The following is a 19548-nucleotide window of genomic DNA, read 5'->3' on the forward strand; positions in this document are numbered from 1 at the left end:
GTCATCAAAAATCTATGCGTCTATGTGGTATTTCTAACCTAAATTATAAATAATTTTCAGAAACCTTTCGCTTGCCTGCGAGAACATTATTGGAATTTTCGCATTTGCTTTGGATCTGTGATATAGCCTTGTTGATTTGCAGCACCATCAACCAGTTCTTTTACCAGGTTTTTGTTTGCTTCCTTGTCTGCGTTGTAAAGCTCTTCGTAATCTTTCGTGTAGTGTGGATCTGGCACCACGTTAATCTCGAAAAAGAATGTTTGCGAACCTTCTTTGGTATTGGTTTTAATGGTGGTGTAAATGCCAACATAGCCCAAGTTTTTGTTGCTGTTATATTCCATTTCTATGGTGCCATATTCGCCCACTGGAATTAATTTTGTTGGATATTTAGCAACCGTGCAGCCGCAAGATGGATATACCTCGTAGATTTTCAAGGGATGGTCACCTGTATTGAAAACCTTTACATTGATGTTTTGTCGTTGCCCTTGTAAAATAGGGAAGTACTTGCGTTCAGGATCTTCTATTTTTACAGTGGTTAAATTCTGTTTAGTGTCGGCAGAGCATCCCGATAACGTCATGAATGCAAAAATAGCCATGCTTAAATAGATGGATATGCTGAGCTTTTTGCGCTGCCAAGTGGTATGTCCGTTTATCTTCATCCTATTTTATTATAATTTCGTCGCAGGCAAACGATCTTTTTTGCTTTTGACTTTGTTTAGTGATCTCTATTTTAATCGAAGTATCGTTTGCGTTAATTTTAACAGGAATTATTGCCCTAATTATTTTTCTACCCGCTTCTGGCTCTGTTTTTTGTCCTAGTACGGTTTCAAATTTACGATCTCCGATGTAAACGCTTACTTTTTCTGGCGGATAAATTTTATGTTTCTTATCGTACAAAAAGTCGATTTGTACCGTACTAGCTTTTTGCAACCCTTCAGTATTTGCACTGATAGCTAACTTGGCTGAACTATTGAGTAGCCAATTGTTGTAATAGTCTTCAAAACCTAGGGCGCCATCGTTCAACATAGTTACGTCGCTGTATTCTTCGTCTAAGTCTGTATTAACTTTTAATTGCCTGCCATAAAGAAGGTTTTGATATGACGCATTCACTATTCTCGAATTCCAGGCGTTAATGTAATCCCCAATTTTTAGACCTATTTCATTGTATCGACTAATTCCAGTTGTTATACTCAGTTGCTTCAAAAGAGATAAATCAGCTTGAATTTCTGGGTTTAACTTTCTTTGTTGGTTTTGATAGGTTGCGTAACCATTTTCCTTAAAACCATTTATCCTTAATAGTTCTAGTTTTTGAAACACAAAAGACATCAATAAAAGGTTATATTCCTTATTAGGAACTTTCGGTTTTTTGGCTAAAATTATTTTAAATATTTTGTCTAATTCATCGTATTTAAGGTATTTATTTACAGCTAATTTAGTGCCTCCATATATATCAAATGTTTTATTGCTTTTTAAGGCTTGTTCTTCTATGCTGATATAGTAGGTCGCCAGCTCTTTTCCGACGGTGGGATAGGTGTTTTCTAAGAACAAATTGATGTGCTTTTTAAGGTCTGCATCTGGGTTGCTTAACATTTGTGCATAGAGGTAGCTTTTCAGGTTGCCGAAAGCCGCAAACGAACCCTCATCGCTTCCATGCATAAATATGCCGTTTACACCGTTTTTGATATAAAACTGAAGGTTTCTTTGTGCAGTGCTTGCCGTGGGGTAGAACTCAAAGTAATTATCGAAATTAATGGCGTAATCCCACAAATAGATGTTTTTGGTAATATTTTGCCAGCTCTTAAAGTATTGACTGATCTGTTGTGCCTTATTTGAGCGCTCTATTACAATTCCTTTTGGAAAAGACATCGTGCTAATCATCACCCCAACATTTTCCCTTGCAGGCTTTTGAGGTGCCTTTTCGGTGCTTACATAAGCAGTACTATAAAAACTTGCCTTTGGAAATTTAGCGGCTAATCTGTCAATCAGTGCAAATACTGCCGGACTAGCATTGGTTCTGCTGTTTCCTTCTTTTAAACACAATTCACAGTTACACACCAAATCGTTATCATAAGGCATGATCATGAACTTATTGATGCTAGGTTCGTTCTGTAGCTTCTCCTCAATTGCCCTTTCTAGGGCTTTTTGTAGGTCTACGCTAGAAAAGTTCAGCTGTTCTTCATTTGGCTCACCATCAACTATAGCGTACATTTTAGGCGTTACCTTAATCAGCTTTCCAATGTTGTGTCCCCAAAGCGCCCAACTTTCTTCTAGGGTGTTGGTGTTGTTCCAAAGCCTAAACTGCTGGTCAAAGTTTTCCGCGAAATATGGCTCTTTATACGAAAATGGACTGTCTGAGGTATAATCTAAACCCAATGGAACAGCAATTGCTTCTTGATTTAAATTTGCCGTGTTAGCTATGAATTGATTAAGGTTGGTGTAGTTGCCGAAAAAGTGGTAGATGGCTTGTTTCAGTGCCTTTTCTGTGCCAGCACTAATCAATAATCCGTTTTGTGTTTGTTGAAGCTTAAAACCGTCTATTTTTGCATCAATTTTTAGACTGATGTATGGCTTTTCTATTCTTGGCGACTGATTGCTCAAACTCAAATCCTCCCCAAGCTTTCTAAACAAGCTTACAAATTCATCTGCTACAGTCTTAGCACCATTCGGATAATAAACAACAGGCTTTATTTCGCCCCTTTTGTAAATCACAAAATCGTTCGATTTGGCACATGAGCTCATCAACAAAAGCACAATAACAACTAATAAACTTGCTCTAGTTTGCATTTCGACGATTTAAAACTTAGTTCTAAGCGTTAAAAAGAGATTGTATTGGTTTACATAAGCATTTTCGGCAACTTTAAAGTTGTACCAATTACCTTGTAGGCCAAAAGAGGTTTTTGCGTTAATAAAATGGTAATATCCTGCACCCACCATTGTATTCATGTAATTGGTAAAGGTATTCGTTTGAAAAAGTAATCTTTGGTCTTCGGGTACTGTACCAATAGATGCCATTGTAGCCACATAATTTCGCTCGTTTTTCATGAAAAACCTAGATTGGGCAAAAACGGTATTAAACAAGTTCTGTCCATCTGTCATAATTAAAGCCTTAGCATTAAACCACACATTATTAAAGGTGCGCTCTATACCAATTGCTCCTGTTGTAAAGCTAGTGTTATCGAGCATACGGGCGTAACGTGCGCCAATTTCTGCCTGCCATACCTTTGCAAAAGGCTGAAAATACGAGAAAGCGACCTTTTGTTTTGGAAAAAAGGCATTGGCCACGCCCACATTGGCAAGAAAACTTGCTTTGTTATTAAAGGTGTGGTACCAATCTACTTCTGCCTGTCCTGATGCCCCGGTTTTTCGACCGGCGTAATTACCTCTAATCACCAGCTTGTTATTCTTGTTTAAGTCCCTCAAATACTCTAAACTCGCAATCGAAGTATTTAAAATCGTCGAGTCGGATGTGGTGTTCAAGTAACTTACATTCACTTGGTTTTTCAACTCTTTGCTTTCCAGATAATCTAGTCGGTCTTTATGTTCCTGTGGTTTTTCCAAAGGCTTCATAAATTTGTGATGATACTCCCTTGCCAATTTAAAATCGCCCATTTTCTCAAATATCAAACCTTTTTGATATAGTAAATCTGGATAATCTTTGTTGTAAAGCAAGGTAGAATCAACAATCTGCATCGATCTAGCTAAATCACCTTGTTCAATTAAAATATTGGTTAGCTTAATTGCAGCAGTGGTATTTTTAGGATCTACGGTTCTAATTTCGCCATAAATTTCCTTGCTCTTAGCGAAATTGCTGCTGTCGTCCAATGTTTTTGCATACACCAACATTTCTTCTACCAAAGTATTTTTAATGCTGTCGTTAAAAGGATATTCTTGGTGCAGTTCCTTTAACAAAGCAGTTGCATTTTCGTGCTTTCCAGCTTCGGCATAAACACCCGCTAACTTTAGCTTAAATTCTTTCGGTTGTGCAATCTGAAAGGTTTTTGATTGGATAAACGCAATAGCTTCATCGTATTGTTTCATCGCTACTCTAGCACCAATTCCGTAATTATAGGCTTCTACTTGCTGCGGGTCGCTCAATAACAGTTCGTTGGCAATGGTTTTCACCTTTTCGAAATCCTCTTTTTTATTCAAATCACGGATATAGCCCAGCGAAGCCGTTGCATACATGTGTGCAAATTCTGGTTTATCAATATTTTTACTTTGCTGTTCCTTGGCCAAGTTATAAGCACTTTCAAAGTCGTTCATCGCCATCAATAAATCAATTTTATTAAGGATGTATTGATTTTCTTGCGGATAATCAGCAACTAAAGTATTGATGGTTTTTAAAGCATCAGCGTACGCTTTTTGGTTATTGTGGATGGCGAAAATATACTGTGCAGCATACTTTTTGTATTCTGGCGTTTGCGAAACTTTTAGGAAACCCCATAAAGCCTCTTTGTAGTTCTGATCGTTATAATCTAGTTTTGCCTTCTGGTAGGTCCAATTGCGATATTTTTCTTTTACATCCGCATCGTTTGGATAAAGCGTATTCAATCGCTCAATGCTATTTCCAGCACGCTCCCAATCTTTCTGCGCTTCGTACACATAAAGTTGTTTAGCCAACAGATCTTTAGAGTTGGGGTTAGACTTTAATGATTTGTTAATCAGTTCTTCAGCTTGTGTAAAGTAACCTCTTGATATAGATGTGCTTAAAAGGTAATCGAATGCTTCGCTGTCTTTAGGGTTTTGGTCGTAAATACGAGAGTAAAGCACATAAGGATCTGAGTTTTTGTAAAACCTAGCGGCTTTCGATACCATGTAGTTTAGCACCTGCTTATAGTGCGCACTTTCTCCTTTTCTCATGCGCTCTTCAATTACTGCAATTGCTTTTTGATACTCGTGAGTTTCATCCAAAAGCCCAATTTTCTTATCTAAAATACCTTGATGAAACGGGATCGCTTGTAAACCTCTATCGGCAATAGAAAGTGCTGCAGAGTAATTTCCCATCTTGGTATAAGCGTTAATCAGATTTAAATATCCCTCTGGGTCTGTTGGCGCAATCTCAATAATTTTCTCAAACTGATCTACGCTTGAAGGCAGGTCTTTACTTTTGTTTAAGCGAGTAACTTCTTCTCTTAAAATGTTGTTGTATAGTGATTTAATTTCATTGTCCTCAGGGAAAATTTGATATAATCTTTTGGCAGATCTGTTTGCTTCTACATAATTCTGCATTAAGCTATAAAGCTGTATTTTTCTCAACCAAAGCCCTTTGCTATACGGGGTAATTTCTAATAATTCATTAGCGTAGCAAACGGCACTGTAGTATCTTTTGGTTTGGGTTTCAATGTTAATCAGGTAGTGTCTAGCGTCAACACGTCTAGGACTTTCTTTCAGTACCTCCAATAAGGTAAAGCGAGCTTTATCAAGCTGTCCAAGCTCCATGTAGCACTTACCCAGATACTCTTTGATATCCATGTCTAACGGTGACTTTTTAAGTCCCTTTTCGGCATAAGTAGCTGCTTTTGCAAAATTACCCTTGGAACCTGCAACTCTGGCCATAGTGAAGTACTCGTCAGATGAATCTTGAGCCGATAGATTGCTAATGAGCAAAAGGAAAATTGTGCTCATCACAAAATATTTAAACGTACGGTGTAAATTGATCTTCATTAACTTGCCTTTTTCACTGTTTTAACCCCTTGTCTTGTCATAGTGCCCCATTTTACTTCGCGAGATGTGAAGTAGTTGAAATATCCCTTTGCAGAGAAAAAAGCCAATAATGGGTGGTAGATGAAGGATTCAACGAATATGAGGATCCACAACTTGAAAGTTTCGTAGAGCGTTTTATATTGACGTTGAATAAAATTATCGTATAAAATTACTAATGTTCCTATCGTAATTGCAAATGAATATGAATAAAGGAAGATATACATGGCCGCATTCCAATTCACATCACCCTTTAAGATGAGTAAAATGAACCATGCTAAACCAAATATCTCAATAATTGGTGCTAAAAATTCGTAAAGGAACATGAAAGGAAAAACAACCATGCCTAAACGCCCATAGCGTGGATTAAATAAAATTTTACGATGTACAACAAAGATTTGGGCCAGACCAGTTGCCCATCTTACACGCTGTCTTGATAAGATTTGAATATTGGGTGGTCCTTCTGTCCAGCAGCAAGAAATAGGAATGTAGTCGATGTGGTACTTGCGCTTATTATTGATCATGAAGGCCGCCATTTTTGTGGTTAGGTCCATGTCTTCAGCGTGCGACTCGCCGCTATAACCGCCCGAGTTAATGGCAATTTCTGTATTGAAAAGCCCCAATCCTCCAGAAATGTTGGGTACACAGTTGACCAATCCCCAACCCATTTTTCCAAATAGATAGGCCCTAAGGTATTCCAGTTCCTGGAAGCGTGGAATTAATGCTCTTGGCGGTCTAACTCGGGTAATTGTACCATCTTCCACATCACAACTGTTCGACATCCTAAGCGTAGCGCCTACAGCAATCGTATCTACTTTTGAGTTAAGGATGGGTTTAATCATCCTAAGCATGGTATTTCGGTGTAAGATACAATCTACATCAGTGCATAAAAAGTAAGGATATTGCGAAGCATTGATGCCCGCATTTGAAGCATCAGCCTTGGTTCCACCGTTAACTTTGTCTACGATAGTTAAAATACTGTATTTTGGGTTGGTAGATTTGAAAATACGCTTGAAAGGTTTGGTTTTAATTCTTTCTACGTAAGCGTAAGGCGTTTCTACCAATTCAAACTCTTCAATTAGCAGCTCTAGGGTTTTGTCTTTACTACCATCGTTAACAATAATTACTTCAAATAATGGATAATTTAACGTCAAGAGCGATTTTACGTTAACGATGATTGTTTTCTCTTCGTTATATGCTGGCGCAACAATAGAAATACCAGGTGTAAGTGGTGAATTGAGCAAAAATTTATCGTCTAATTTTGAGCTATACGTTTTGTACCGGATGATATTGATAAAAGAAAGTACGCCTAATACCGAGTAAGATAGGAACAGCGAAGACGCATAGAAAAAGACGAAATATTCAAATAAACTAAAGGCGGTGGAGTCCATGTTACGGGTGGTGACGACTAGCTAAACTATATTGAAAAATTTAAATTGTTGTGATTGTATTGTTCTTCAATTTGGGTAGTTGGTCTTCTCAAATTTTTTCTTGCAGATTTTAGCCTAGAAGGAATTAGAGGGTTTTTGATATGCTCAATAATTAATCGGTTGAAACCTGTTTCATTGGTGTATAAATTTTCGATGTATATCTTGCCATCGGTACTGTATTTGTAAATTACTTCTGCAATCAATTTTTTGGTGTCCAGATTGTTCGCTCCAGTGTAAATAGACTTTAAAAAGTCCAAAGAATTGCCAGAGTTGATAGATAGAATAGCTTCGATGATGGCATTTTGGCAAATTACTGGTTGGTGATAATAAATTGTTTTTAGCTTGTCTTCTACCTCGAATACTCGCATTTCACCTAGTGCAATAATCGCTTCCTTTCTAATTTCGTGATCTTCGGTATCGATAAGGTTGATCAATGAAGGCACAGAAATACTTTGGTTGAAATAGGCTACCGCTTTGATAATAAATGATAGTTGCGAATTGTTTTTTGAGTAGAGAATCCACTTGCTAAAATTAGGTAAGTTATGTTTATGGTGAGCTTCTAGCTGCTCTAACAAGTTAATTTGATCCCAAAAATTAAGATTGTTGTCTTGCTGATCAAAGAATTTAAAAGGATCGTGGTTACTGATAGCTAGATAAGAGCTTCTAGACTCCTTTCTAAGGAATGGGTTTTTACTGTAGGTATGGGGTAAAATAGAAGAATCAGGTACTGTCAAATCCAATATCGATAAAGATTGAAAAGTTCTCAAGCGTTCTCTAGTATTAGAAAAATCTAGCTTTTTAATCAAATATTCCTCGATTTTAAGTCCTTTAATGATGTTGCGATAATTCTTATTTTCGATGATACCTGCGTCAGTTTTAATGAGATCTTCGACAGCGGTAATCAACGGGGCGTATGTCTTATTGTTGAGCTTTCCTATTTCCTCTGTGTAATCGTTTAGGATGTTTTCGCTAATCAAAATTTCTTCGTTTGCCAGCCTTTCTGTCACAAATTTTCTCTGCAATGGATACAGCTCTTCTTCAATTTTTTCTTCTTTGTCTTTTCTTCCGCGAATTAAATAGATAGATGCCACAAAAGTAATAGCAGTAATGCTGTTAAAAAAGATAAAATACAACGCCACCTGGAGTACAAAGGGATACGATGAAATTAGCTCTAAATATTGTTGGATAGCATTGATCAACGACATCTGATTCAGTTAAAATTTCTTTCTATTTGGCAAAGACAGAGCCAAAAGGAGTAATTGTACCTTTAATCGGGGGTTTTTACCTGCTTAATAGCTAGTTTTAGTTGAAAACTGAACTTTTTTGGCATCTAATGGGGCTAAATGAGCTTTTTGCGAGTGAACATGAATGCCCTATGTGGGGAAAAGCATTCCCAAAAGTGCTAAATCTGTAGGTTGTGAAAAGTTTGGCGTGAGTTTAAAATAAAACGTCCCGACGTTTAAGTCGGGACGTTTTTCCCAAAAAATTAACAATTTTTACAAAACTTAAAATAAGATCTGTAATGCTTTTAAAAGATTTAATATGTTTAACCTTTCATAGGTACAAGGTAGCGATTATTTATTAAAGAATCAAATCGATTATGTAATTTGAGAAACTGTTTAAATTTCGATGAAAATAAATACTTAGACGGGTGGGGACACCCCTCCATGGCGACCCGCTAGAGTTTGGTGTCCTTGAACTTGTTCCGATTTATCGAAAAACTCAACCGGTCAAATATTTATTCCATTTTTAAACAGTTTCTGAAGTTTAAGTCTACTAAAATACTCGTTAAAATCCATTTTTATTTTTGTAACAAGAAAATATAACTTATTTTTCGGGATGCAATTAAATCAACCCAGCCAACGCGAATACTATTTCAATAACGAGGTTATTTCTCGTTTCGAATTGTACAACAGTTTGTTTCTAACGCTTCCGTTTTATAAAATTAAAGATACAGGTACACTTTTGCCTCTTTTTTTTAAGAGCTGTGAAGAAGGTATTAAGAACCACGAGAAGCCGAGCGAACTAATTGAAAAGTTTTTCGAAAAATATGTTCACGATAAGGACGAAAACAGTGTGGTGGACCTTTTGTTCAGATTTATTCAATATATCGAACGTCAGGTGGTATTATTTGACGCTGTCGAGGACGCCTCGTTTACCAAATTGAACACGAGTGATGAGCAAAGTTCTTTAAGGGCGTTATTCCTTAAAGCAAATGATGATGCTAATTTGCATGAAAAAATCGACAAGCTAATAGAGGAATTCTCTTTGAGATTAGTGCTAACAGCGCATCCAACGCAGTTTTACCCAGGTCCGGTTTTGGGTATAATTAACGATTTAACTGCGGCAATTAAAACCAACGATTTCACTACGATTAACCAATTATTGCAGCAATTGGGTAAAACACCTTTCTTCAATAAAAAATCACCGACACCTGTAGATGAGGCTTTAAGCTTAGCTTGGTACTTAGAAAATGTATTCTATTTTGCTGCCGCTAATATCCAAACCGGATTGAACCAGTTATTAAGTGAGTACCACATAGACCCTAAGAAAGTAATCGAACTAGGTTTTTGGCCAGGTGGCGATAGGGATGGAAATCCTAACGTGAAAGCGCAAACCACTTTGGAAGTTTCTAAGATGTTGCGCCAAATTTTGTTCAGATGTTACTATCGTGATTTTAGAAATATCAAAAGACGTATCACTTTTAGAGGGGTGGAAGATAGCATCAATTTGCTACAAGAAGTATTTTATGAAAATGCATTTAACAAGTCTGTAGAAGAGAAAGATATCGCAGATTATATCATCAAAAACTTAAATGATATTGTTGATACTTTGAATAAAGACCATGATGGTTTATTTGTTAGCATTGTACAAGATCTTTTAAGGAAAGTAGAACTTTATCGTTGTCATTTCGCTTCATTAGATATCAGACAAGATAGCCGAGTTTTAAGAAGTGTGCATCAATATTGTAGGAGCCAAAAACCAATTAATTCATTGTATAGTGAAAACTATGATGAATTGTCGGAAGGGGAAAAACTTAAAGCAATTTCATTTAGAACGGCAAAAATCATTTATACTGACGAGCAAGATAATTTGATTAAAGATGCTTTGCAGACGATATCTGAGATTAAGGATATCCAACAAAAAAATGGAGAAGAGGCTTGTCACCGTTTTATTATCAGTAACTGCCAGCAAGCAAGTGATATTTTGCAATTAATGGAGCTTTTCCTTTGGAATGGTTGGGAAGCGGAAGATTTAACCATCGATTTTGTGCCTTTATTCGAGACCGTTAATGATTTAACTGGTGCTGGCGAAATTATGGAGAAGTTGTACACGCATCCGTTCTACAAAAAGCATTTAGCTTTAAGGGGCGGAAAACAGCATATCATGTTAGGTTTTTCTGACAGTACTAAAGATGGTGGTTATTTAATGGCCAATTGGTCGATATTTACCGCAAAAGTGGCATTAACCAAAGTTGCGGAAGAACACAACATTCAGTTGGCATTTTTTGATGGCAGGGGTGGTCCACCTGCTCGTGGAGGCGGTAAAACACATCGTTTCTATGCTTCAATGGGTAAGGAAATTGCCAATAAAAATATTCAGTTAACGGTTCAGGGGCAAACCATCAGTTCTCAATATGGTTCTGTGGATAGTGCTGCGTTTAACATTGAACAGTTAATTAACGCAGGTATTTCTTCCGGTGTTAAAGGCAGACATAATGTTTTATTGGATAAGGAGAATTTCGATATCCTTAACAAAATGGCGAAGGATAGTTATGATGCTTATATCGATTTGCGTAACGACCCATTGTTCTTAGAATATTTAGAAAAATTATCGCCGTTAAGTTTGCTTTCTAAAATTACAATTAGCAGTAGACCAGTTAAAAGAAATGCTGGAACTAAATTAAAGCTTGATGATTTGCGAGCCATTGGTTTTGTAACTTCGTGGAGCCAATTGAAGCAGAATGTACCTGGTTTTTACGGAGTTGGTACAGCTTTGAAAACGCAAGAAGATTTGGGCAATTGGGAGCAAGTACAAAAGACCTATCATCAATCGGGTTATTTTAAAACGATTGTAGATAACTGTATCATGTCTATGAGTAAGTCTGATTTCGAGATTACTGCTTACTTAGCTAACGATAAACAGTTCGGTTCGTTTTGGAAACAATTACATGATGAGTTCGAACTTTCTAAATCAATGTTGTTAAAGTTGACTGGTCACGAAACTTTGATGGAAAACTATCCAGTAGAGAAGAAATCTATCGCTGTGCGTGAGAAAATCATTTTGCCTTTAGTATTAATTCAACATTTTGCTTTAGATAAGTTGCAAAGTGAGTTAACTAAGGAGAAACAACAAGCTTACGAGAAATTAGCCATTAGAACAGTTTACGGTATTGTAAACGCTGGTAGAAACTTGGCTTAACCACTACGTCATTTCGACGAAGTATGAGGAGAAATCTGTTAGTTAACTCATTCATGCTGTCGATTTTCTCGCAGATTTAATAGATTTGTACGCAGATTTTCGCAGATATAGTTTCAGCGAAAATCTGTGTTTTTTTATCCGCGGCATCAGCGGGTATTTAATCATTTCGTGAATTACTCATTTACTAATTCAAATTATGTCAACGCCAATATTAACCTGGACTTACAAATCATTTGCAGAACTTTCAAAAGAGGAACTTTATACCATTTTGAAATTAAGAAGTGAGGTTTTCGTAGTAGAGCAACATTGTAACTATCAAGACGTAGATGGCAAAGATTTAAAATGCCACCATTTAATGGCTTGGGATGGCGATAATTTAGCTGCCTACACAAGAATAGTTCCGCCGGGAGTTTCATTCGTAGAAGCGAGCATTGGCCGTGTTTTGAGCAATTCTAGGTATAGAGGCATTGGCGCAGGTATTACCTTAATGGAAAAGAGTATCGAAAAAGTTTACGAAACCCATGGCAAGCGCCCAATCCGGATTGGAGCGCAGTTGTATTTAAAGAAATTTTATGAAGGCTTTGGCTTTGTAAAAGATAGCGAGGAGTATCTGGAAGATGATATTCCACATATTGAAATGATACTCGCGTAAGGTTTTCAAACAATTAAGAAATGAAGCTTAGTTAAGAAATTGACTAGGCTTTTTTGTTGTAGTTCCGTGTTGATGTTCGTCATTGCGAACTGAAGCGTAAGGATTTTGAGAGGGGGTGAAGCAATCTTTATCGTCGGTGCCAAATGCATGAAAGATTGCTTCGTGCCTCGCAACGACGAGCCTAACTTAATCCTTCCTAACTCCTTAATGTTTATAAAACAAAGCCCCGACGTAAATCGAGGCTCCTGTTTTTATGCTTTGTTGAGCTGTTAACTGAAAACTGCTAATTGCTAACCAACCGCACTAATCTTCAATTCCTTCAACTGCTTATCATCAATGGTGCTAGGGCTATCAATCATTACATCTCTGCCCGAGTTATTTTTAGGGAAAGCAATCACGTCTCTAATCGTATCTAAGCCAGCAAATAATGATACCAACCTATCAAAACCGAAGGCCAAACCACCATGCGGCGGAGCGCCATATTCAAAGGCATCTAATAAGAAACCGAATTGTTTTTGAGCCTCTTCATCGCTGAAGCCTAAATGCTTAAACATTAAAGCTTGTGTTTCTTTATCGTGGATACGGATAGAACCACCACCAATTTCAGTGCCGTTCAATACCATATCGTAAGCATTTGCTCTCACTTCTCCAGGTTTGGTATCTAGCAATGCAATATCCTCTGGTTTCGGCGAAGTAAACGGATGGTGCATGGCATGATAACGCTCACTTTCCTCATCCCATTCTAAAAGCGGGAAATCTAATACCCAAAGTGCCGAGAACTTATTTTTATCGCGTAATCCTAAACGAGAACCCATTTCTAAACGCAACTCGTTCATTTGCTTTTGCACTTTCTCTTTTACTGCACCCGCTAAAACTAATACTAAATCGCCTGGCTCAGTTTGCAACGCTGCCGACCATTTTTTCAATTCATCCTCGTTATAAAACTTATCTACCGATGATTTTAGCGAACCATCTTCGTTGTGACGTAGGTAAATTAAACCAGTAGCTCCAATTTGCGGACGCTTCACGAAATCAGTCAGTTCATCTAACTGCTTACGAGTATAATGCGCACAACCCTTAGCGTTAATACCCACCACTAATTCTGCGTTATCAAAAACTGCAAAATCCTTACCTTTTACAATATCGTTTAGCTCTACAAAAAGCATTTCGAAACGAGTATCTGGCTTATCAGAACCATATAAACGCATCGCATCGCTGTATTGCATACGAGGTACTTCTGGTAAATCAATACCCTTAATTTCTTTGAACAAAGTTCTAATTAGGCCCTCAAAAGTGTTCAAGATATCCTCTTGCTCCACAAACGACATCTCGCAGTCAATTTGCGTAAACTCAGGCTGTCTATCTGCACGTAAATCCTCGTCTCTAAAGCACTTCACAATTTGGAAATACCTGTCGAAACCAGAAACCATCAATAACTGCTTAAAGGTTTGTGGTGATTGCGGCAAAGCATAAAACTCGCCAGCATTCATACGACTAGGCACCACAAAATCGCGGGCACCTTCTGGCGTAGATTTAATCAACACAGGCGTTTCTACCTCAATAAAATCCAATCCATCTAAATACCTACGTACCGATTGTGCCATTCTGTGACGCAAAACCATGTTATTACGCACCGGGTTACGGCGCAAATCCAAGTAACGATATTTCATGCGCAAATCGTCGCCACCATCGGTTTCATCCGCAATTAGAAAAGGAGGTAATTTAGCAGCATTCAAAATTTCTAAGGTAGTAACCTTAATTTCGATATCTCCAGTCGGGATGTCTTTATTTTTATTGGTGCGCTCAACCACTAAACCGCTCACTTTAATCACAAATTCGCGACCAAGTTCACGGGCTTGCTGGCACAAATCGGCATTATCGTTCATGTTAAATACCAATTGGGTAATACCATAACGATCGCGGATATCGATAAAAGTCATTCCGCCCAAATCCCTAGAGTTCTGCATCCAGCCGCACAAAGTGACATTTTCGCCTAAATTTTCAAGGCTCAAAGCACCGCAAGTAGTTGTTCTTAACATTTTTGTAATCGAATTTTGAGCCGCAAAGATAACAAATAGTCCCGATAGTTATCGGCATACGATTTTCCTTTTGGGTTTAACCTACAACTAGTTCGAATAGTTGATTTTTAGAAGAGCAATACCTGTTTTTCAATTAATGTCCGTCCTGCTGTACGCTACAACTCCTCGGATGCGCTGCACTTGCCTGCGGGGTTTCCGCTGCCATCAGGTCTAGTTAAAGAAAGTTCTGCATAGCAACATCGCTTATTTGGCGGTCTGCTTACTGTGTTCGTTTTAATTTAGTTTGTGCCTTGGCTATAAAACCGCTCCGCAATATTGTTGATGTACTTTTAATTTACGTTACAATTCTTTTCTAAGCATTTCCATGTAGTGCCGTTATAGAGCTTTACACAGCCTGCCGAGTTGTCGTAAATTAGCATTCCTTCTATTGGCGAAGCAATTGTGGCAGTATTCACTACCCTAGTAATTACAAAGCCTTTGTCTTTAGATTCTATAGCTATAAAACCGTTAGGTACATTTTTAGGCCACCCGTTGCCAAAGCCCGCCAAATCCGAAATCCCTATCTGGGTATAGTTGTCTGGTGTTCCCGTAGCTGGTGGATTGGTACAACCCCCAATAACGGTTATAGTTACGGTTGCATTATCACAGCTCGAAGTACTGGCAGTGCTACAAATACTGTAAACCAATGTATATGTTCCTGCAGGTACGCTCGCAGCAACAGAAACAATACCCGAAGCATTAACCGAAACTCCCGAATTGGTACTAGAAACTTGATTTAGCGTAACATTGGAAGTGGTAGCAGCCGCACCGTTAAAAACAGCAAAATCATTACTTAGAACACTTGTTGCTGCGCTGCTGCCTGCGGTTATGCTATAGGTGTCGTCGTTTGCTTGTGGCGGCAATGTGCCGTCGACATTAGCACAAAGCCCAATATTAGTTACCTGCGGTGCAGCACAGCTTGTACAGGCAAAACTAACATTTGCCAATGCCGCACTTGCCACGGTACTGCCTGCTGCATTTACAAATACTGGTGCCGAATTAAATATCTGCGACTGGCCTTGGGAACCGGAACTGGCTGCAACATCTGGATTATAACTTGTGTATCTCGTAAAGTCGAGGTTGGGCCCCACTTTTGCACCATTAGGGTTAATTGAGTTTTTGATGTAAATATACCCAAGCTTAGTGTTTGAGGTTGGGCCTTTTATGACTGCGCCGTTAGGCTGAAGGTTGTTCAACTTGGCTAGCCCTTCGTTATAAAACGTAGAAGTGCCTGTACCGTTGATTGTGCCTTCGCTGTAAAGTGTTCCGTAATTCTCCAGCTTTCCGTTATTACCTATATCTATTTGCCCAGAGGTAACGTTAAAGGTACCGGTGTTGATTACCGTACCGCCATTTAAGTTATAGCCGTTGTTAGAATTAAATGTACCACAATTGATATATTTGGTGGCAGAACTACTATTAAAACTAGAGCCAACGTTTATTAGGCTCCAGTTTCTAAAGGTGGTGTTTCCAGCAACATTGATATTTGAATTTATCGTTAGTGTGCCATGGTTGTCTATAATATTAGTGGCGTTCGAGTTTTGAAATCCTAATACCCCAACCTGTATTGTACCTTGATTATTTAAAGTGTTGGTTTGCCCATTGAACTCAAAATTATTTCCTCCGCTTCCAGCTCTTAAAACACCACCGCTTTGGATATTTGCCAATAAATTAGCATGAATGGAAATGGACTGATTGAATATGAGCGTTCCACCAATCTCAAAGGTAATGTTTTGTCCGCTTGAAGTATTAACGTTGTTTTGTATGGTTAAGGTTACACCCGGTGCAACGCATATCTTACTATTGTTTTGAAAAGCAACATCTCCTAGAGTAGCATTACTAGAGAAGCAAACGGTTTCATTGCTGGTAAAAGTAAAATTGCCACTTGTTGGGCCCGTTATAGAGCAACCTGTGCATTGTGCTAATGCATCGTTACAAAAAAAAGAGAAAAATACAAGTAGGGTGAGGAGGTTAATATAAATGTTTTTCATTTTTGGTAGGTAAATTCTATTTCTCGGACGGTATCTTCATATTCTCGGCGCAAAAATATGCAAAATCGCCACTTTAACTACAAAAACTCAGAAATATTAGATTAATATGGAGAAAATTTGCTCCATATTTTCTAAATAACACCTAAAATGGTTGAAATATGATAGATTTATTGAAAGCTTATTGAATTACGCCAAGTGATTGCATATAGATTGGTAAATCTGAGACAATAAGAAATGACCTGTCTGTGTTTTGTGCTAATTCAATAAGTGTAAAACTTTACCAATTAATTATGAAGAAATTTTAAGCAGACAATTAATCATGTTTTACTATTGACGTAGTTTCTTAACCACACAGTAAGATTATCATCCGAAGGAAGTTCCATCTTTTTCCTCAAATTATAACGTATAGTTTCTACTGTTTTTGGAGACCTAAAGGTATAAGTTGAAATTTCCTTTGTGGTAAAGCCTAAATAAATATGAGCTGCTATGGTAAGTTCGGCAGTGGTGAGCTTAGCACTAAGAATTAACATTTTCCCTAAAAAACTTGGATAGACTTCTTGAAAACGAGGCCAAAACTTAGGTGAGTTTTCTTTTGCTAATTTTACTACCTCGTCAAAAGATTCGTTAACTTTTTGAGTAAGTTCCTGCACCACTTCTTCTTTTTCTTCAAGTGATGTCTTAAATTTTTCAGTTTTATTTTGGTTTTTTATATAGAGAAAAGCAAGCACAGTAAGTATAATTCCGGCAAATATTAAAGAAAGGATTAATTTTTTTTGCTTTGACCAATGTTCTTCTTCTTTATCTTTCATCAATATTTTGATTGCCGAATCTGTCGCGTTTTTTTGTTTTTCGGTTATTTTTTTATCAAAATCTGCTTGCTTTTTAAGGTGTATATTTGCCTTTTCTTCATTTCCGAGTGCAGTATATGTATCTGAAATCAACTTGTCTATATCTGAAAAGCTTTGCTCCTGAATGGAATTCTCTTCCATAATCCGCACTGTTTCTAAGTAATATTTTAAGGCTTCTTTATATTTTTTTTGTTGGGCATAATATTTTGCGTAACCCATATACACCATGTGCTTTACGGGATTTTTGTATTTATCTAATAAACTTTCCGCACTTTTCATTTCTGCATATGCTTTTTTACTTTCTCCAGCTTCCAATAGGTGTTTTGATCTATAATAACTGAAATAGGAAAGCTGTATCGACATTTGATCTTCGGGCAGTAAGATTAAAATTTCGTCTGCCAGTTTTATAAACTTTGCACCAATTTTAGCGCTTTTCCCGGTATAATGATCTGCTATATTATAATAGGCTGAAGCGAGATTTAACGAATCTGATCTGTTTTTTGGAGATAGAGAAGCGATAAGTTTTGCACACTCGTGGTACATTTTTAGCGATTCGGAACGCATACCAAGCTTATCATAAGTAGATGCGTACACTTCAAGGATGATAGCCTTTAATTGCACATCGTCATCGGGGCAATTTTGTTTTGCTTCCTCTGCGTATTGCAATGCCTGTTCAGACAAACCTAAGTAAGATGCTGAAGCAGCCATTTTGTAAGCACTTTCTGCAATCAGAAGTTTATTATTATCTTTCTTTGAAAGATCATAGGCTAGTTTGGAAAACTCCAACGCCTTCAAGTAATTATATTCTATGTTATAATTTCTTGACTTTTTAAGATATTCTTTTATCTGTTTTTCATTGGTGCTTTGAGCATTTAGTGCTAGGCCAAAGAACATCAAAAAAATAAGACCACTGTGTTTTAGCATATTAGGATGATTCTATTACAAAGATAGAAATAAATTAAATGCTAATGATCTATTGAAAATATAGGTAAAGCAGTGTTTTTCTGTGCTAGAGAAAGTATATAATCTATTTCTTATTTACGCCAATGCACTTTTAAAGAGATTATTGGACAAGAAGCAACACTTGCTGCAATGCCTGTTTTCAACCACCATCATACATGGTCGGCAAAAGAATGACAAATGAAACACACAAAAGCAACATATGAATCACACATGAAAGAATACGCAAAAAGCGACTATTAGCGAACGTTTCCGCTTATCATTCATCATTCTCTCCTCCAATCATTGCCAAATCTCGCATCAATTTCTTATTTTGCACCAATGCAGTTTAAAGAGATTATTGGACAAGACAGCGTAAAGCAACACTTATTACAAACCGTTGCAGAGAATAGGGTGAGCCATGCGCAACTCTTTCTTTCACCTGCCGGAAGTGGCGCTGTGCCGCTCGCTATTGCCTATGCTCAATACATCAACTGCGAACAAAAAACACCCGAGGATAGCTGCGGCGAGTGTTCGTCTTGTCGTAAATACGAGCGTTTAATCCACCCAGATTTACATTTTTCCTATCCTTTTTTTGCATCGAAAGATGTGAAAATAGCCACTGATGTGTTGGAAGAATGGCGTAACATGGTGCTAGAAAATCCTTACTTCGATTTGGATATTTGGCGTTCTAAACTAAGTGCGGATAACAAACAGGCCAACATTAACATTGCCGAAGCACATGATATCATCAAGAAATTAAGCTACAAAGCATTCGAGGCCGAGACTAAGGTTTTAATTATGTGGTTGCCCGAATATTTAGATCGAGAAGGCAATGCTTTGCTTAAAATTATCGAGGAACCACCTGCAAACACCTTGTTCATTCTCATAGCCCAAAATCAGGAACAAATTTTAACCACTATTTTGTCGCGTACGCAAATAGTTAAAATTCCTAAACTGGCAGATGAGGTAGTGAAACAATATTTGATGGACAAAGCGAATTTGTCGGCACATCAGGCAGAAGAATACAGTTTTTTGGCCGATGGAAATTTGATTGAAGCCAATGCTTTACTAGCAGATCAAGTAAATAACAACGCAGGCTATTTTTCGGAGTGGCTGCGTATGGCCTACAGTAATAAAGTGCCAGATATGATGGCTTTTACCGAAACTGCAGCAAGCTGGGGCAGGGAAAATCAGAAGAATTACATCAAATACGGTATCAATTTTTTACGCGAATGTGGTTTAATTCTCAGTGGTGCCCAAGCCTTGGTAAAACTGCCTCCTCAGCACTTAGAAGTGGCAAAAAAATTATCAGCTGTGCTAAATATGGCTATGGTAGAGGCGCTTATTAACGAGTTGGAAAAGGCACATTACCATATCGAACGTAATGCGAATCCGAAAATTCTGTTTTTAGATGTATCTTTACAACTGGTAAAAATTATAAAATTTAAAACGCTCCCGAAAGGGACTCAATATATATACACGTAA

General features: G+C 37.6%; 11 protein-coding genes. 3 read left to right on the top strand and 8 right to left on the bottom strand.

What is annotated here, in order from left to right:
- Window positions 1-86: 86 nt before the first annotated feature.
- Genes REI64_RS10045 through REI64_RS10065 form a run of 5 tightly spaced genes read right to left on the bottom strand, consistent with a single transcriptional unit; the run spans window position 87 to window position 8335 of the window.
- Window positions 87-659 carry a DUF1573 domain-containing protein gene (locus REI64_RS10045; RefSeq protein ID WP_308849983.1) on the bottom strand — a complete coding sequence of 191 codons (573 nt, stop codon included), beginning with the start codon at window positions 657-659 and terminating at the stop codon, window positions 87-89.
- Window position 660: 1 nt separating this feature from the next.
- Window positions 661-2784: a DUF4838 domain-containing protein gene (locus REI64_RS10050; RefSeq protein WP_308849984.1), complete on the bottom strand. Its 2124-nt coding sequence runs from the start codon at window positions 2782-2784 to the stop codon at window positions 661-663.
- Between the two features lie 9 nt (window positions 2785-2793).
- Complete coding sequence (locus REI64_RS10055; protein WP_308849985.1) at window positions 2794-5664, bottom strand: tetratricopeptide repeat protein; 2871 nt, start codon at window positions 5662-5664, stop codon at window positions 2794-2796.
- Complete coding sequence (locus REI64_RS10060; protein WP_308849986.1) at window positions 5664-7091, bottom strand: glycosyltransferase; 1428 nt, start codon at window positions 7089-7091, stop codon at window positions 5664-5666. The genes REI64_RS10055 and REI64_RS10060 overlap by 1 nt, the downstream gene beginning before the upstream one ends.
- Window positions 7092-7117: 26 nt before the next feature.
- Entirely contained in the window at window positions 7118-8335 is a 1218-nt protein-coding gene (locus REI64_RS10065; protein WP_308849987.1) for a HEAT repeat domain-containing protein, read from the bottom strand.
- 634 nt (window positions 8336-8969) lie between these two features.
- Here REI64_RS10065 and REI64_RS10070 point away from each other — a divergent pair.
- Together REI64_RS10070 and REI64_RS10075 are read left to right on the top strand one after the other, a co-directional pair.
- Window positions 8970-11552, top strand: a complete 2583-nt coding sequence (locus REI64_RS10070) for a phosphoenolpyruvate carboxylase (RefSeq protein ID WP_308849988.1) — start codon at window positions 8970-8972, stop codon at window positions 11550-11552.
- A gap of 196 nt (window positions 11553-11748) precedes the next feature.
- Window positions 11749-12204 (top strand): GNAT family N-acetyltransferase, encoded by a 456-nt coding sequence (locus REI64_RS10075; protein WP_308849989.1) that lies wholly within the window; start codon window positions 11749-11751, stop codon window positions 12202-12204.
- Between the two features lie 290 nt (window positions 12205-12494).
- On the opposite strand, the gene aspS is transcribed toward REI64_RS10075, so the two are convergent.
- The 3 genes from aspS to REI64_RS10090 all read right to left on the bottom strand — a co-directional run bounded on the left by aspS (window position 12495) and on the right by REI64_RS10090 (window position 18045).
- On the bottom strand, window positions 12495-14243 hold the full coding sequence (aspS, locus tag REI64_RS10080) for an aspartate--tRNA ligase (RefSeq protein ID WP_308849990.1): 1749 nt from the start codon (window positions 14241-14243) through the stop codon (window positions 12495-12497).
- Between the two features lie 329 nt (window positions 14244-14572).
- Entirely contained in the window at window positions 14573-16273 is a 1701-nt protein-coding gene (locus REI64_RS10085; RefSeq protein WP_308849991.1) for a hypothetical protein, read from the bottom strand.
- 317 nt (window positions 16274-16590) lie between these two features.
- Window positions 16591-18045, bottom strand: coding sequence for a LuxR C-terminal-related transcriptional regulator (locus REI64_RS10090; RefSeq protein WP_308849992.1), 1455 nt, complete (start codon window positions 18043-18045; stop codon window positions 16591-16593).
- A gap of 357 nt (window positions 18046-18402) precedes the next feature.
- Between REI64_RS10090 and REI64_RS10095 the strand changes: the two genes are divergently transcribed.
- Window positions 18403-19548, top strand: a complete 1146-nt coding sequence (locus REI64_RS10095; RefSeq protein ID WP_308849993.1) for a hypothetical protein — start codon at window positions 18403-18405, stop codon at window positions 19546-19548.

Origin of the sequence: Pedobacter sp., assembly GCF_031119335.1 — a bacterium.
GTDB lineage: Bacteria > Bacteroidota > Bacteroidia > Sphingobacteriales > Sphingobacteriaceae > Pedobacter.

Bases quoted from the DNA above. Each gene is read 5' to 3' on its own strand.
- REI64_RS10045 (WP_308849983.1), bottom strand. From the start codon at position 659: ATGAAGATAAACGGACATACCACTTGGCAGCGCAAAAAGCTCAGCATA.
- REI64_RS10050 (WP_308849984.1), bottom strand. From the start codon at position 2,784: ATGCAAACTAGAGCAAGTTTATTAGTTGTTATTGTGCTTTTGTTGATG.
- REI64_RS10055 (WP_308849985.1), bottom strand. From the start codon at position 5,664: ATGAAGATCAATTTACACCGTACGTTTAAATATTTTGTGATGAGCACA.
- REI64_RS10060 (WP_308849986.1), bottom strand. From the start codon at position 7,091: ATGGACTCCACCGCCTTTAGTTTATTTGAATATTTCGTCTTTTTCTAT.
- REI64_RS10065 (WP_308849987.1), bottom strand. From the start codon at position 8,335: ATGTCGTTGATCAATGCTATCCAACAATATTTAGAGCTAATTTCATCG.
- REI64_RS10070 (WP_308849988.1), top strand. From the start codon at position 8,970: ATGCAATTAAATCAACCCAGCCAACGCGAATACTATTTCAATAACGAG.
- REI64_RS10075 (WP_308849989.1), top strand. From the start codon at position 11,749: ATGTCAACGCCAATATTAACCTGGACTTACAAATCATTTGCAGAACTT.
- aspS (WP_308849990.1), bottom strand. From the start codon at position 14,243: ATGTTAAGAACAACTACTTGCGGTGCTTTGAGCCTTGAAAATTTAGGC.
- REI64_RS10085 (WP_308849991.1), bottom strand. From the start codon at position 16,273: ATGAAAAACATTTATATTAACCTCCTCACCCTACTTGTATTTTTCTCT.
- REI64_RS10090 (WP_308849992.1), bottom strand. From the start codon at position 18,045: ATGCTAAAACACAGTGGTCTTATTTTTTTGATGTTCTTTGGCCTAGCA.
- REI64_RS10095 (WP_308849993.1), top strand. From the start codon at position 18,403: ATGCAGTTTAAAGAGATTATTGGACAAGACAGCGTAAAGCAACACTTA.